Below are 14,027 nucleotides of genomic sequence, written 5' to 3'. Positions count from 1 at the left end.
GGCTTACAAATATACATAACATTCATTAACGGATAATTAAACATCCGTAAGCGTGCGCTACCTTGAAGTGCGACTCCTGTTAGAAACCAAGTAAGGCATGGCGCAGGAACTCCGGCGGTATCTGCCAGAGCACCGGAAGTCCCGCAAACCGCGGCGGGCTAGGAAGCGCCTACCTCCGAAATTCGACCGTGATGTCAGCATCCTGTTCCGGTCGGACGACGTCGCTCACCGTCGGCAGTTCGGGCACTGGGAATGAGGGGCCGAACTGCCATCGGTCCGAGGCCGGTCCCGAATGATTTGGTCTTGTTCAAACAAAGCTTTGGCCAGACAAACATCACATCGATGGTCGAGCGCGTCAGCCGCTTCACGGTGCTGTTGAAGAACCCGAACAAACGCACGAAGCCAGTGATGGGAAAGATCATGAAGGCCATCGGAGATCTGCCCCTCATGGCGCGCAAATCGATCACATTCGACCGCGGCACAGAGTTCGTGAGTTGGCCGCATCTCCAGGCAGAGCTCGGCACGCGAACATGGTTTTGCGACCCGTCCTCGCCCTGGCAGAAAGGCACTGTCGAGAACACCAATCGTCGGGTCAGGAAATGGCTGCCCCGCACGCGGGACATCACGCGCATGCCCGATCGTGAGCTGAAAACAGCTCTGCGATCAGCTCAACAACACACCGCGAAAATGCCTCGGCTGGAAGACCCCCGCAGAGGTCTTCCGAGAAAGGATGCTAGCGGAGATGGGACGATCACCCTACCCTCCACGGCGATAGGAGGCGCGGTTCAAGTAGCGCTCACATCACCCGAACATCGTAGTCGGGATGATCAGGGCGATCTGCGGGAAGAGGATGATCAGGATCAGCCCCAGAAGCATCGCCAGAAGGAAGGGTGTCACACCTTTGAACACCGTGCCGAGGCTGACATTGTCGGCCACGCCGCGCACCACGAAGACGTTGATCCCCACCGGCGGGGTGATCATTCCCATCTCGATCACGATCACCGCGACAACGCCGAACCAGATCGGATCGAAGCCGAAGGAGAGGATCACGGGAAAGACGATCGGAATGGTGATCACCAGCATTGACAAACCGTCCATGAACATGCCGAGCACGACATAGGCCAGCAGGATCACGATCAGCGTGCCATAGGCCCCGAGGTTCATCGCCCCGAGCCCCTCGCCCAGCATCGCGGGGATATGGGTCACGGAGAAGAACGGGTTCAAAATATTCGCGCCGATGACGATCATATACAGCATGGCGGAAGTCTGGAGCGTGCCGAACACGGCTTCCTTGAACGTCATCCAGCTCAGTTTGCGCTGAACCAAAGCAAGCAACAGCACCAGACCTGCGCCAATCCCTGAGGCCTCGACCGGGGAGAATACCCCAAGGTAGATGCCACCAATGGAGGCGACGATGACAAAAAGCAGCGGTGCGGCCTTCATCAACAGGGTGAAGCGTTCGCGAAACGGCACCTTCTCGCCACGCGGCCCAGCAGTCGGGTCCATCGTGGACACCAGCCAGACCACCGCCATGAACAGCACCATCAGCATCAGCCCCGGCAGAATACCCGCCATGAACAGCCGCCCGATGCTTTCCTCGGTCAGAATGGCATAGAGGACAAAACCCGTGGAAGGCGGAATGAGAAAACCGAGTGTCCCGCCCGCCGCAATGGAACCGGTCGCAAGGCTGTCGGCATAACCTAGGCGCTTCATCTCCGGCAAGGCAACCTTGCCGAGCGTCACGGCAGTCGCCACCGAAGAGCCCGAAACGGCAGAAAACGCGGCACAGCCGATGACCGAAGCCGAGGCCAGCCCCCCCCTGAACCGCCCGACCCAGGCGAAGGCGGCATCGTAAAGCCCGCGCGAATAGCCCGCGACCGAGGAAATATTCCCCAAAAGGATGAACATCGGCACGACGATCAGCGAATAATTCGCCACCGCCGAATAGCTTTCCGTCAGCAAAAGCGCGGAGGCCGAGCGCATTCCTTCCAGAAGGCCATAGCCGAAAAACCCGACCACGAGCATCGCGAAGGCCACGGGGGTGCGCAGGATCAACAGGCCGAAAAGGCACAGGATGCCGATCAGTCCAACGGTCGTATCAGTCATGTCAGTCTTTGTCCTTACCCGTGAGGATCAGCACGATGTCGATGGCGAACACCACCACACACAGCGCCGTACCTGCGGCGAGAATGCCATAGAACGGCCAGATCGGCAGGTTCAGCATGTTGGTCGCATCGCCCCATTCCAACGCATCGAGTGCCTTGTAAAACGCACGCTGCGCCAGAAGAAACAGCACATAGCCCGAGATCACCCGGGACAGGATATCCCCCGCCATCCGCCCGAACCGGCCCAGTATGGTGTCGAACACATCGACACTGACATGCACCCGATTGGCTGTTGTATAGGGCAGAGACGCCATAACAAGTGCCGTTGCCGTAAGCTGAACGATCTCGTTGATGCCGAGGATCGGCTGGCCGAGGACGTAACGCATCACCACCCCGAAGGCGAGGATCGCCACCAGGGCTATGAGACAAACACCCCCGAGCGCGGCCAACACGTAGGTCGCCCGGCCGAACACCTTCGCCCAGGCAACAGAGTTATACCCGTTCATGACGGATCACTTCGCCAGCGCGTCGACGAGGGCGGAGGCCATGCCGCCGGTCTCCTCGACCACTTTGAGCGTCACCTGATGCGACAGGTTATTGAATGGCGCAGCTTGTTCCGGGGTCAGGTGGATCACCTCTTTGCCCTCCATGGCGGCGAAGGCCTCGACGCCATCGGCGGCGACTTTGAGCTGGGTTTCCTGCGCCATGAGGGACGCTTTCTTGCCCGCTTCCAGAACTGCGGCCTGGTTCTCGTCCGAGAGCCCCTCAAAGACATCGCGGTTCATCAGGATGAAGAACGGCGAATTCGTCGTCTCCATACCGAGCGTGAGATAATTCGCCACTTCGCCCAGACGGAAGGCGCGGGTGGCCGTGGTGTCGATATAGGCACCGTCGATCACACCGGTCTGCATGGCGTTGTAGATTTCCGAAACCGGCATCGACACCGGCGTTGCGCCCCAGGCTTCTATCACCTCACCCGCGTTGCGCGAAGGCACGCGGATTTTCAGACCGGCGAGATCGTCCGGGCTGTCGACGGCGACATCGCGCATATAAAGCGCGTTGCCCGCAGAGGACCACAGAGACACGAGTTGCACCCGGCGATATTCGCTTTTCAGCAGGTCGATATTTTCCCACAGATCGGCGGTGCCAGTGGCTTCGTTCAGCACGCCCGGAAGCTCGGCGGTGAGAGTCAGCGGGAATTGCGATGCGGTATAGCCCGGCAAGGAGATTGCAAATTCGGCGACACCATCGACCACGCGGGAATATTGCTCGACCGGGCCCGGCCCAAGCTCGCCGCCCGAATAGATCGTCACCGTCACCTCGCCATGCGTTCCCTCCGACACCATATCGGCAAAGGGTTGGAACGCACCGGCAACATAGGGATGCATCGGCGGCATGTAATTGGCGAATTTCATATCTTCGGCGTGAGCGGCTACGCCCATGACCGTCAGAGCGGCGGTCAACGCGAGGGTTTTCTGCATAAGTGGGTCCTCCCCTTCTTGATCCTGAATATCGGAAGGTCCATCCTCCTGAACCCGCCTGTCTCAAGGCAGAGTTGAGTGAACATGCGACCGAAAACCAATTCAAAGGGAGGTTTTGTGTATAAGTTTTCGCTATACTTTGCGTTTTTCAATGCCTGCCTGACGCAATAAATCAAGGAGAATCGCCTGTGATTTCGTCGGCTCCCATCCTTGACGTGTGGTCAATCCGATCGACCGCCCGGGCCAATTCCCCGACAGGTTGATCCGCGCGACCAGGCCCTTGGCGATCTCGGCCTCGGCCTGAGCTCCGGACACGCAGCCGATGAAATCCCCGGCATGAAGCATTTCGCGCATGAACAGGATGGAGCCGCATTCAATCAGACTTTCGGGCGGCGACAGATTTCGCTCCTGAAAATACGCGTCGAACTGACCGCGCGAGGGGCTGCCCGGACGCGGAACCACCCATTGTTGGTCTGTCAGATCTTCCAGAAAGAGTTCCTGTTCGACAAGCGGGTGATCGGGCCGGGCAATGAAAGCCAGTTCGTCGTTGAACAGAGCCTCCTGCACCACATCCCCGATTGGCGCAGGCACCCGCAACGCCCCAACGATCAGGTCCAGATCGCCACGCCGAAGCCCGGCCAGAAGGTCGTCATAAGGCCCGTCGTTGATCTCGACCGGCAGGCGCGGGCGCAGTTTGCGAAAGGCGGCAAGCGTCTTGGGCAAGAGGATCGACCGCGACAGCGGCAACGCACCGATGGCGATCCGCCCGGCCTCCAGCCCATCGAATTCCGCAAGCTCCGCTTCCGCCTGATCCAGTTCGGAAAAGAACAGTCGCGCCGATTGCGCCAGCATCCGCGCCGGAGGGGTCGGGATTAACCCGTGCGCGGCGCGCTCAAAAAGCGGCCGTTCAGCGACATTTTCGATCTGGGACACAGCGCGATGCACCGTTGGCTGCGCCAGCCCGAGTTTCTGCGCAGCGAGAGTAAAATTCTCGGCCTCCCGCACAGCAATCAGGGCCTGAAGCTGGGCACTTGTAATGGTCACACGCAGCCTTGGACCGAGACTGTCGAGGACCGGATCGAGATGACCGAAGGCACGTTTCAGACGTCGGACCAGCACCTCTCCACGCGAACTGAGAAACACACCGTGACGCATGCGCGAGAACAAATCCCCTCCCGACTGCTTTTCCAACTTATGCAGCGCCTGGCTCACCGCAGGTTGCGACACGTTACACATTTCCGAGGCAAGGGTCAGTGAGTTCAGCTCAGCAACGGCGAGAAAAACCCTAAAATGCCTAATATTGCGCGAGATTTCCATCTGCTTGCCTTTCGCCTTCCTGTCTCTCCGGCCCTGTGCACAAAGTCGCGTCGGACATCTGACTATAGCAAATTCTTATCCAAATGCACCTGCAATCAAATTGCCTCGGAGGTCGACGCATGGAATGTCGAAAACAACTGCTTTCGGAGGATTTCATGACCAACAAAACCGCTCTCGTCATTTCCGCTCATGCTGCCGATTTTGTCTGGCGGTGCGGTGGTGCGATCGCGCTTCATGCCGAGAAAGGCTATGATGTCACCGTCGCCTGCCTGTCTTTTGGCGAGCGCGGCGAAAGTGCACGGCTCTGGAAAGAGGGCAAAAGCCTTGATGAGGTGAAAGCCATTCGCCGGGGTGAGGCCGAAGCCGCTGCGGAAAAACTCGGTGTGACGCGCCTTGAATGCTTCGATCTGGGCGATTACTCGCTGGTTCTGGAAAAAGAGGACAAATACAGACTCGTGGACCTGATCCGCGAGGTGCAGCCCGCTTTCATGATGAGCCACAGCCAGTATGACCCCTACAACACCGATCATATGTACATGACGCAGGTGGCGCTGGAATGCCGGATGATTGCACAGGCCTGGGGGCACAATCCGGGTCAAAAGGTGCTCGGCGCACCGCAGCTTTATCTCTTTGAACCACACCAGACCGAACAGATGGGCTGGAAGCCCGACACCTTCCTCGACATCACCCCGGTCTGGGACAAAAAACGCGCGGCGATGGAATGCATGAACGGTCAGGTCCATCTGTGGGACTATTACACCCGCGTGGCCCAACAACGCGCCAACCATTTCAAACGCAATTCCGGCGGGATGTCCGGCGGGCGTGATTGTCACTATGCCGAGGGCTTCCAGTCCATCTTCCCGCGCACGGTTGACGAACTCTAAGGAACGCATCTCACGCCGGTGCGGAGGAAGGACCGCACGGGCAGCCCAATCATCCGTCGTGGCTGCACGGAAATCTCTCGGAGGAGACCCAATGTCCAACCCTACCAACCCCTCTTTCGACATCGCCCATCTGGGCCATGTGGAAATGCTCACCGACAAATTCGAGGAAAGCCTCGATTTCTTCACCCGTATCTATGGGCTAAAACTGTCGGCGCAGGACGAAACCTCGGCTTACCTGCGCGCCTGGGACGATTATGAATTCTGTACGCTGAAACTCACGAAATCCGACACCACTGGCGTGGCCCATATCGGCTATCGCGCCGCCTCTCCGGAGGCGCTGGAACGCCGCGTCAAGGCAATCGAAGAAAGCGGTTACAAGGTGATCGGCTGGAATGAGGGCGATCTCTCCCATGGCCGCGCCTTCCGGTTTGAAGATCCCTTCGGCCATGTGTTCGAGATTTACTACGACACCAACTGGTGGGAGCCGCAGGAAGATGCCGAAAAGGCCGCACTGAAAAACACCGCCTCCGCTTTTACCGGTGCGGCACCGCGTCGGATCGACCACCTCAACCTCTTGTCCGAGGACGTGACCGAGTTCAAACGCTTCATGCAGACCTGTCTCGGGTCTCGCGTGACCGAATATATCCAGCTCGACAACGGTCGTCTCGGCGGCTGCTGGTTCACGGTGAACAACAAGACCTACGATCTCGCCTGCACCGAAGAGCACGGTGGCGGTCACGCCCGCCTGCACCACGTCACCTATGCCACCGATCAGCGCGAAGATATCCTGCGTGCAGCGGATATTTTCCTGCAAAACGGCGTACACATCGAAACCGGCCCGCACAAACACGCGGTGCAGGGCACGTTCTTCCTCTATGTCTGGGAACCTGCCGGGAACCGGGTGGAACTTGCCAATGCGGGTGCGCGTCTGATCCTTGCCCCCGACTGGAAACCGGTGTGCTGGACACAATCTGACCGGATGAAGGGCCAGGCCTGGGGTCTCAAGACCATCGAGAGCTTCCACACCCACGGCACACCACCGATCAAGCAGTAATCCAGATAAAATACGGAGGGGCGGCTTTGTCGCCCCCTAAGGCAAAAGGAAACACTCATGCCAGTTGTCGTCCAGAACATCGAACGCGCCAATCCCAAGGTAATCGACGCCCTCGGTCAGGCCGGGGTTGCCACTGTCCACGAAGCGCAGGGCCGGATCGGATGCCTGCACTCCTACATGCGCCCGATCTATCGCGGTGCCAAGATCGCGGGCTCTGCGGTGACCATTTCCGCGCCTCCGGGCGACAACTGGATGATCCATGTCGCCATCGAACAGCTCAAGGAAGGCGACATTCTCGTGCTTGCGCCGACCTCGCCCTGTGACAATGGCTATTTCGGCGATCTTCTGGCGACCTCGGCACAGGCCCGCGGTTGCCGCGGACTGATCATCGACGCGGGCGTGCGTGATACGGTCGATCTCGAACAGATGGGTTTTCCGGTCTGGTCCAAAGCGATCTCATGCCAAGGTACAGTGAAAGAAACGCTGGGCGATGTGAACGTGCCCATCGTCTGCGCCGGTCAGGCGATCAACCCCGGTGACATCATCTGCGCCGATGACGATGGTGTTTGTGTGGTACGTCGCGAAGACGCCGAAACGGTTCTGGCCGCCGCGCAAAAGCGTCTCGATCTCGAAGAAGCCAAACGTGTCCGCCTCGCCAATGGCGAACTGGGCCTCGACATTTACGACATGCGCCCGCGGCTTGAGGCCAAGGGGTTGAAATATGTCTGAGGGCATCCCCTGTCTCTGGATGCGGGGAGGCACCTCGAAGGGGGCTTATTTCAAGGCCGCCGACCTGCCTTCTGACACGGATGCGCGCGATGCGCTCTTGTTTCGGATCATGGGAAGTCCCGACCCGCGCCAGATCGACGGGATCGGCGGCGCGGACCCGCTGACCTCAAAAGTCGCGATCCTGTCGCCCTCCGCGCGTGAAGATGCGGATGTCGATTACCTGTTCTTGCAGGTCTTTGTCGATCAACCGCTGGTTTCGGGCGCACAGGCCTGTGGCAATATCCTTGCCGGCGTCGGACCCGCCGCAATCGAGATGGAGATCGTTCCGGCGCAGGACGGCGAGACCCACGTGCGGATTTTCATGGAGAACACCGGGGAAATTGCGGTGGCGACGGTGCAGACACCGAACGGCCGGGTCACTTACGAGGGCAAAGCGCGCATCGACGGTGTTCCCGGAACTCACGCGCCGATCCCGCTTTTGTTCACCGGGCTCGCCGGGTCGATGTGCGGCGCGCTTTTGCCCTCTGGCAATACTGTTGACGTGATTGAAGGTGTCGCCTGTACCCTGATCGACAACGGTATGCCCATCGTGGTGATGGCTGCCGAGGATTTTGGCCTGAGCGGTCAGGAAAGCCGCGAAGACCTGGATGGCAACGCCGATCTCAAATCCCGGATCGAGGCCATTCGTCTCAAAGCGGGTGAGATGATGACCCTCGGAAATGTCACCGAGAAATCTGTTCCGAAAATGACATTGGTCAGTGCGCCGACACAGGGCGGGGTTATCAACACGCGCAGTTTTATCCCCCATCGGTGTCATGCCTCCATCGGCGTGTTTGCAGCTGTGTCCGTGGCAACCGCCTGTGTCCTCGACGGCAGTCCTGCGCAACGCCTGGCGCAACAGCCTCAGGACACGACATTCGTGATTGAACACCCTTCGGGCGTGGTGGAGATCATTCTTGACCGCGACAGCTCGGGCACCGTGATCGGCGCGGGTACATTACGCACCGCTCGCAAACTTTTTGCCGGTCAGGTCTTTGCCTGAGATCAATCTCTCAAAATATGCGCCACCTCGTCGGGCAAATATATACGTCCTGCATCCATGACGACGATCTGGTCGGCATGGCGAACGGTCTCCAGACGATGCGCGATGACCAGTCTGTCCCGCTTCTGCGGTGAAGGAAACGTTCTCGAACCGCATCACCTCTGAACACCGGGGCGGGGTGTGCGTCCGGGCCGTCGGTCACGTCGCGTTCCGTGGAGAGAAGTTCGAGGTAGCTGCGAAATCCGGCAATCGCACGCGGGTAGGTTTCGATCACGGCGGCGATCAGCACCAGTTGCGGGTGCAGGTTCAGCATCAGGAAAAACGCCCCCACAAACGTCATGATCGCGATCCCCTGCGCAACCCGGCAATGACAAGGGTTTTGCTCAACAGACTTTCGGTTACGCCATGGAACTGCGGTCCTGAGACCGTGTAAACAGCCAGCTTGAGATGCCCATACAGGCTCTGCGGAACAAGGCAGTTGCCGACCATAGTGTCGGCCCCGGAAGGGACGGTGCCAAAGCCCTTTCGCCTCCCGCCTTCTCCCTGAGACAGAGACAGGCAGAGACATCACATGATATTCGCATTGTACGCCCCCGCCAAAAGCTGTTGCAGGCTTTTGGCGGGGCGTGTTCACATCCTCACATCGAGCCGGATTTTGCAGCAGAAATCATATCCTTTACGGTCTCGCGCACCGGGGCAGGCATTTCCTGTTCCTTCAGGTTCAGGAAGCCCTGCACGATTAGCTCATTGGCGCTGTCCTCCGTCAACCCCAGAGATTCCAGATAAGCCAGTTTCTCCTCACTCACCATGCCAACAGAGGCCTCATGAGAAAGCTGAGATTTCTCGGACAAGGCCCTCAAGGCGGGTACGGAGAGAATCTCACCATCGCTGGTCAGCTTCAACCCGTCGCAACCAAGGAAACCCTCGGTATCGTCCGCCTCCCCGACAAGCATCGCATTGTTCCCAATCGTGCCACCCGCCGTCACCATCCGGGTCAGGCTTTCAGCATGCGCGCGCTCGCCCCTGAGATGAATTTCTCCCTCCATCATCCGCGTGGTGCCTTGTGGCGCGAAGACGATGGACTGATCCTTGGCCGTCGCATCCTCGCCCACGGTCGTGGATGTCCGACTGCAATGATTGCGTACCGGCGAGACCATCACCTTGTTGGAACTGCAATGGGCCGATTTCGCCACATCCGCACGATCATAGCTCATCACATCCACGTCCTTTGCCCATTGTTCGATGGAAAGAGACTCACACCTCGCCCTTTCGCGTAAATAGGTTTCGCACAGGCAGGTATGCTGACCCGTATGCACCCCATCGGCCACGGAACTGCCGGAGATCACGGAGGCCTGCGCCCCTTCCTCGATCACAGTAATATTATGCAGCACCTGCCGCACCTGCGGCGTTTCCAGCAGGCAGAAGGACTGGATTGGCTGCTCAAGTTTCGCCCCGGCTTTCACCCGGATGAAATGACCGACGGGAGTGTCAGCCGACCGTGCCAGATGCTGCACTTCTTCAGCTTCGTTCACGTCAATCAGACCGAAATAAAGCTCCTGCACCCATACATATTTTTTCAGCGCCTCGGCAATCGGCAGGATTTCCACCTGATCATCATTGATGGAGATATGTCGTACCTCCTGATCGGCGATCACCACCGTTGCGGCACGTTCAGACTCCGCCACATAGCCCACTTTGCTCAACGTGGTTTTTTCGGCATCGCTCAGTGGCGATTGTGTGATTTGAATGTTCATGATCGTTCTCCTCATAAGACCTGAGCGACAGACTTGGGCGATCGCTCAGGCGGCATGATAACCGTTGCTTTTCACCTGCTCGAACATCTCTTTCGGGTCACCGGTCGCAATGATGCGTCCATCCACCATCATATGTGCCGTATCTGCTTTCACATAATCGAGGATGAAGCCTGTATGGGTGATCACCAGTGCGGCGCGTTTTGCTCCATTGGCCGTCCTGCTCCGCGCAAGCCGTTCGATGGCGGCGCCCACGGCGGCAATATGTTCAAGATCGACCCCGCTTTCGGGTTCGTCGAAAAGCAGGAACTGCGGATTCTGTAAGAAGAGCTTGAGCACTTCCCAGCGTTTGATCTCGCCGCCCGAAAATCCGACATTGACTTCGCGTTGCGCAAAATCCGCCATATCGAGTGCTGCGGCTTCCGTTGCAAAGGTCGCATCGGCACGCATGACATGCGCCAGAGCCGTCAGCGTCACCCCGTCGATTTCCGGCGGCTTCTGGTAAGCCATGCCGAACCCCAAGGCAGCACGCTGATCCGGCGTCAGATCACAGATCGACCGGCCATTGAGCCGGATATCGCCCTTGGTCACACGAAATGGCGGAACCCCCATGATCGCTTGCAGAAGCGACGATTTTCCGGATCCGTTCGGCCCGAGAAGAATATGCACTTCACCGGGGTGGATCGTCAGATCGACATCGCGCAACACTTGCGTCTCGCCGGCGAAGACATCGAGGTCCCGAATTTTGAGAATGTTGTCGGACAAGGAAATCCTCTCTTTTTTCTTTGAATTCTCATGCGGACCGCACTCCCTCCCAGGCATCGGGTCGACCAAACGGCCCTCTGCCGACAGGACGACACAGGGCTGGGCTCACACGAGATAAACAAGTCCGCCCCTAACCGCCTGTTCACGAAGCGCGGAACCAGACATGGCTCTGAACCAAATGACACATTGTACTGAGAATGAGCCAACACGCCTCTTCCGCCGGCCTGTGTCTGGCGAAAGCTGGAGGTCCTCAACACAACGAAACTATAACCGACTTTTTTTGTCAAGAAACTGATCCGCAACATTGTCGCGATAAACCGACCAAAGCGTTATGCCTGAAACCTCTGATATCGGCCAAAGGTATGACGCTTGGCACGGAGCAGACGGTCGGGAACAGGGTCTGAAGAGCCCGGCGTGCGTGGCGACACACGCCGGGGGAAGTTTCAGAAACTGAAATTTGTGCCAATGAACACCGCCCGACCGGAGCCCGGAATGAACACGGCCTGATTGGCATAGCTCAGGATGTCATTGGCTACGACAGCGGAGGCATAGGTCTCATCCGTGACATTGGTAACTTCAGCGACAAGTTCCACCATGTCACTGACCCGCCAACGCGCCCCCAGATCGAGCAGAACCGCATCATCGGCCCAAGTGGTGTTCATGTTGTCCACCGGCATCTTGTCTCGCCATGTCACCGTCCCAGAAAGCGTCAGGTCCTCCATCACATCCCATTCCAGCCCTGCGGTCAAAAGATGTTCCGGCGCCCCCGCCAGTTGGTTATCGCCGCGTGTCGCGTCATTGTCGAAATGGAAATCCTGCCAGGTATAGGCCAGACGCCCGCGCAGAACCGGGCTGAATTCGCCGCTCAACCCAAGCTCAAGCCCGTTATGCACGGTCTCGCCGGCATTGGTGGTGTAAGGCACACCAGACGAGGTATTGAGCAACAGGAATTCGTTCTCAATCTCCGCGTGATACGCGACGGCATCCCAGCCGAACGCGCCGATTCGCCCGCGCCAGCCGATCTCGATCGTATCGGCGATCTGTGCGTCCAGGTCCGCTGCCTGTACGGTGGTGGGGCTGGTGTTGACGTTGCCTCCGACCGGGGAAATCAGATCGTCACTGGTCGGAGCATCGAAGCTGCGTGCGACAGAGACCCATGCGGTCTGATCCCCATTCGGTTTCCAGCGCAGCGACAGTGACGGGCTCCAGCCGTCATAGGTGTTTTCAAAATCAGAGCCGTTGCCCCAGAGATCCTCGTTATCTCGCGTGGCACGGGTATAGGAGAGCGAGGGCGTCAAAAGCCAATTGATGCCAATCGGCACATTCGCACCCGCGTAGACACTGAGTGTCGAGGCTTCGAATTCATTCTGACCGAATTGCGCACCACGGTTACCGCCGGAATTCTCATAGTAATCCCGATCCGCTTCGCCATAGGCATAGTTGGCGGTCAGTTCCACTAGCGGCAGTTCATAGGCATCCGGCACATAGGCGTAGCGGGCCATCAGATTGGTGTCCCAGCCATCGGTGACACGCACCCCGTGGGCAATCGGAAAGGTGAATTCATCATCCGTCTGACTGTAGGAGACACCGACATCATAGCGATGCGCCCCGTTTTCAAAGGTGGTACGGCTACCGATCAGGGTCTGTTCGGTCTCACGTCCGGGTTGATCGCGCACCACATTCGGGCCGATCCCCGTGCCATTCCCATTGGCGGCCCCCAGCATCGGGTTTTGGTTGATTACCGTGTAATCCGAATTCAGGTCTTCCAGACTCAACGGTCCGGGCACATCGAAATCGAGCTTGGCATGGCTCAGAAAGACCTGCGTCACCACACCGTTACCCCAGTCGTAGGAAAGATTACCGCCGTAAATCCTGCGATCAGACCCATTATAATCACGCTCACCATCCGACGTAGACAGATCGAAGCGGAACAGGGCGCTCAGATTGCCATAATCAATCGCATGGCTGCCCTTTGCGCTGTAGCTGTCGAAACTGCCTGCGCCAAAAGACAGGGTGCTGCCCGGACGGGTGTCTGCCGTAGAGGAAATGAAATTGAGCGCGCCCCCCATGACGGAAGCCCCGAGCCGGTTCGCCGATGCGCCACGCCAGACCTCGATGGCCTCGGCCTGCGAGGGGGCTGCAAGCCCGACGACAAACGTTCCATCGGCACGGTTGATCGGCATACCGTCCTGCAAGACGATGATGCCGCGCTCGGTCGGGTTTTGTTGCAGGCCGGAGCCTCGGATTTGCAGTCGGGGCTGATCATGGCCGCCGAAGAACTCCTGCACCACGACCCCCGGTGAGAATTTCAGGGCTTCGGCCAGTGTCGGAGAGGGTGCGGTCGCATAGTCCTCCCGACCTACGACATCAGCCGCAAGCGGCACATTCTGCATCTTCTCTTCCAAAAGCTCCGCCGTGCTCAAGGCATCCTTACCCTTGATCACGATAGGCTCAAGCTCAATAACCGCACCCGGTGAGGCAGATTGCGCGACAGCCACGCTGCTTAAAACGGGTGTCATCAGCGCCGCTGCGGCCACGCTGGACAAGAAAAATCTGGTGTAAGTCACCTGTGCTATCCCCTTTGCAAACGGATAGCTGGCGACAGGCGGGCGACCGGATCTCGATATTTATCTGACGGCGTCACAATCCACGGATATGCATGCAAAAACAAGCATGCGAAATGTCGCATATGTTACGGTATCGCAAAAACCCGGACAATGCACTGATTTGCTCTGAGTGGCATTGGCTCCGTGAAGGAGTTTATACTTGAGGTCGAACTCCAAGACATTGCAAAATAGGAATTCATAAAGTGATGTTTCGCATACTTGGCGAAACGCTCTTTCGCCTCACGCCAGAACGGGCACCCAAGGCTCTTTTCAGCAGAGATTCTCGCCGTCAT

The 14,027-nt window shown here is 58.3% G+C and carries 12 protein-coding genes and 1 pseudogene; 5 read left to right on the top strand and 8 right to left on the bottom strand.

Features of this window, described 5'->3' with window-relative positions; translation table 11 throughout:
• Positions 1-94: 94 nt before the first annotated feature.
• Positions 95-775 (top strand): annotated as a pseudogene (locus C8N42_RS22185) (IS30 family transposase); the annotation flags it as partial.
• A gap of 26 nt (positions 776-801) precedes the next feature.
• On the opposite strand, the gene C8N42_RS16060 reads toward C8N42_RS22185, so the two are convergent.
• The 4 genes from C8N42_RS16060 to C8N42_RS16045 form a co-directional block, all read right to left on the bottom strand.
• Complete coding sequence (locus tag C8N42_RS16060; protein WP_107817597.1) at positions 802-2,106, bottom strand: TRAP transporter large permease; 1,305 nt, start codon at positions 2,104-2,106, stop codon at positions 802-804.
• Between the two features lies 1 nt (position 2,107).
• Positions 2,108-2,611 (bottom strand): TRAP transporter small permease, encoded by a 504-nt coding sequence (locus C8N42_RS16055; protein ID WP_107817596.1) that lies wholly within the window; start codon positions 2,609-2,611, stop codon positions 2,108-2,110.
• Between the two features lie 6 nt (positions 2,612-2,617).
• Positions 2,618-3,586: a TRAP transporter substrate-binding protein gene (locus C8N42_RS16050; RefSeq protein WP_107817595.1), complete on the bottom strand. Its 969-nt coding sequence runs from the start codon at positions 3,584-3,586 to the stop codon at positions 2,618-2,620.
• A 132-nt stretch (positions 3,587-3,718) separates the two neighbouring features.
• Positions 3,719-4,903: a LysR family transcriptional regulator gene (locus tag C8N42_RS16045; RefSeq protein WP_107817594.1), complete on the bottom strand. Its 1,185-nt coding sequence runs from the start codon at positions 4,901-4,903 to the stop codon at positions 3,719-3,721.
• Between the two features lie 155 nt (positions 4,904-5,058).
• Here C8N42_RS16045 and C8N42_RS16040 point away from each other — a divergent pair, with 155 nt between their 5' ends.
• The 4 genes from C8N42_RS16040 (at position 5,059) to C8N42_RS16025 (ending at position 8,612) form a co-directional block, all read left to right on the top strand.
• Positions 5,059-5,787 (top strand): PIG-L deacetylase family protein, encoded by a 729-nt coding sequence (locus tag C8N42_RS16040; RefSeq protein ID WP_107817624.1) that lies wholly within the window; start codon positions 5,059-5,061, stop codon positions 5,785-5,787.
• A 91-nt stretch (positions 5,788-5,878) separates the two neighbouring features.
• Positions 5,879-6,841, top strand: a complete 963-nt coding sequence (locus C8N42_RS16035; protein WP_107817593.1) for a VOC family protein — start codon at positions 5,879-5,881, stop codon at positions 6,839-6,841.
• A gap of 57 nt (positions 6,842-6,898) precedes the next feature.
• Positions 6,899-7,570: a 4-carboxy-4-hydroxy-2-oxoadipate aldolase/oxaloacetate decarboxylase gene (locus C8N42_RS16030; RefSeq protein ID WP_107817592.1), complete on the top strand. Its 672-nt coding sequence runs from the start codon at positions 6,899-6,901 to the stop codon at positions 7,568-7,570.
• Positions 7,563-8,612 carry a 4-oxalomesaconate tautomerase gene (locus C8N42_RS16025; protein ID WP_107817591.1) on the top strand — a complete coding sequence of 350 codons (1,050 nt, stop codon included), beginning with the start codon at positions 7,563-7,565 and terminating at the stop codon, positions 8,610-8,612. The genes C8N42_RS16030 and C8N42_RS16025 overlap by 8 nt, the downstream gene beginning before the upstream one ends.
• Positions 8,613-8,622: 10 nt before the next feature.
• Here C8N42_RS16025 and C8N42_RS21920 read toward each other — a convergent pair whose 3' ends face one another.
• The 4 genes from C8N42_RS21920 to C8N42_RS16005 form a co-directional block, all read right to left on the bottom strand.
• Positions 8,623-8,952: an ABC transporter ATP-binding protein gene (locus C8N42_RS21920; RefSeq protein WP_107817590.1), complete on the bottom strand. Its 330-nt coding sequence runs from the start codon at positions 8,950-8,952 to the stop codon at positions 8,623-8,625.
• A gap of 298 nt (positions 8,953-9,250) precedes the next feature.
• Entirely contained in the window at positions 9,251-10,366 is a 1,116-nt protein-coding gene (locus C8N42_RS16015) for a SufD family Fe-S cluster assembly protein (protein ID WP_107817589.1), read from the bottom strand.
• Positions 10,367-10,411: 45 nt separating this feature from the next.
• Entirely contained in the window at positions 10,412-11,128 is a 717-nt protein-coding gene (locus C8N42_RS16010) for an ABC transporter ATP-binding protein (RefSeq protein WP_107817588.1), read from the bottom strand.
• A 443-nt stretch (positions 11,129-11,571) separates the two neighbouring features.
• Positions 11,572-13,695: a TonB-dependent receptor family protein gene (locus tag C8N42_RS16005; RefSeq protein ID WP_107817587.1), complete on the bottom strand. Its 2,124-nt coding sequence runs from the start codon at positions 13,693-13,695 to the stop codon at positions 11,572-11,574.
• Between the last annotated feature and the right edge of the window lie 332 nt (positions 13,696-14,027).

It is taken from the genome of Celeribacter persicus (assembly GCF_003050785.1).
GTDB classification, from domain to species: domain Bacteria; phylum Pseudomonadota; class Alphaproteobacteria; order Rhodobacterales; family Rhodobacteraceae; genus Celeribacter; species Celeribacter persicus.
Note: the sequence above shows the minus strand (reverse complement) of the source record. Positions and strands in the feature narration are given on the sequence as shown.

What these genes read in the sequence shown, in the direction of transcription:
- C8N42_RS16025 (WP_107817591.1), top strand. Translation starts at nt 7,563, where the DNA reads ATGTCTGAGGGCATCCCCTGTCTCTGGATGCGGGGAGGCACCTCGAAG.
- C8N42_RS16055 (WP_107817596.1), bottom strand. Translation starts at nt 2,611, where the DNA reads ATGAACGGGTATAACTCTGTTGCCTGGGCGAAGGTGTTCGGCCGGGCG.
- C8N42_RS16035 (WP_107817593.1), top strand. Translation starts at nt 5,879, where the DNA reads ATGTCCAACCCTACCAACCCCTCTTTCGACATCGCCCATCTGGGCCAT.
- C8N42_RS16015 (WP_107817589.1), bottom strand. Translation starts at nt 10,366, where the DNA reads ATGAACATTCAAATCACACAATCGCCACTGAGCGATGCCGAAAAAACC.
- C8N42_RS16030 (WP_107817592.1), top strand. Translation starts at nt 6,899, where the DNA reads ATGCCAGTTGTCGTCCAGAACATCGAACGCGCCAATCCCAAGGTAATC.
- C8N42_RS16060 (WP_107817597.1), bottom strand. Translation starts at nt 2,106, where the DNA reads ATGACTGATACGACCGTTGGACTGATCGGCATCCTGTGCCTTTTCGGC.
- C8N42_RS16050 (WP_107817595.1), bottom strand. Translation starts at nt 3,586, where the DNA reads ATGCAGAAAACCCTCGCGTTGACCGCCGCTCTGACGGTCATGGGCGTA.
- C8N42_RS16045 (WP_107817594.1), bottom strand. Translation starts at nt 4,903, where the DNA reads ATGGAAATCTCGCGCAATATTAGGCATTTTAGGGTTTTTCTCGCCGTT.
- C8N42_RS16040 (WP_107817624.1), top strand. Translation starts at nt 5,059, where the DNA reads ATGACCAACAAAACCGCTCTCGTCATTTCCGCTCATGCTGCCGATTTT.
- C8N42_RS21920 (WP_107817590.1), bottom strand. Translation starts at nt 8,952, where the DNA reads ATGACGTTTGTGGGGGCGTTTTTCCTGATGCTGAACCTGCACCCGCAA.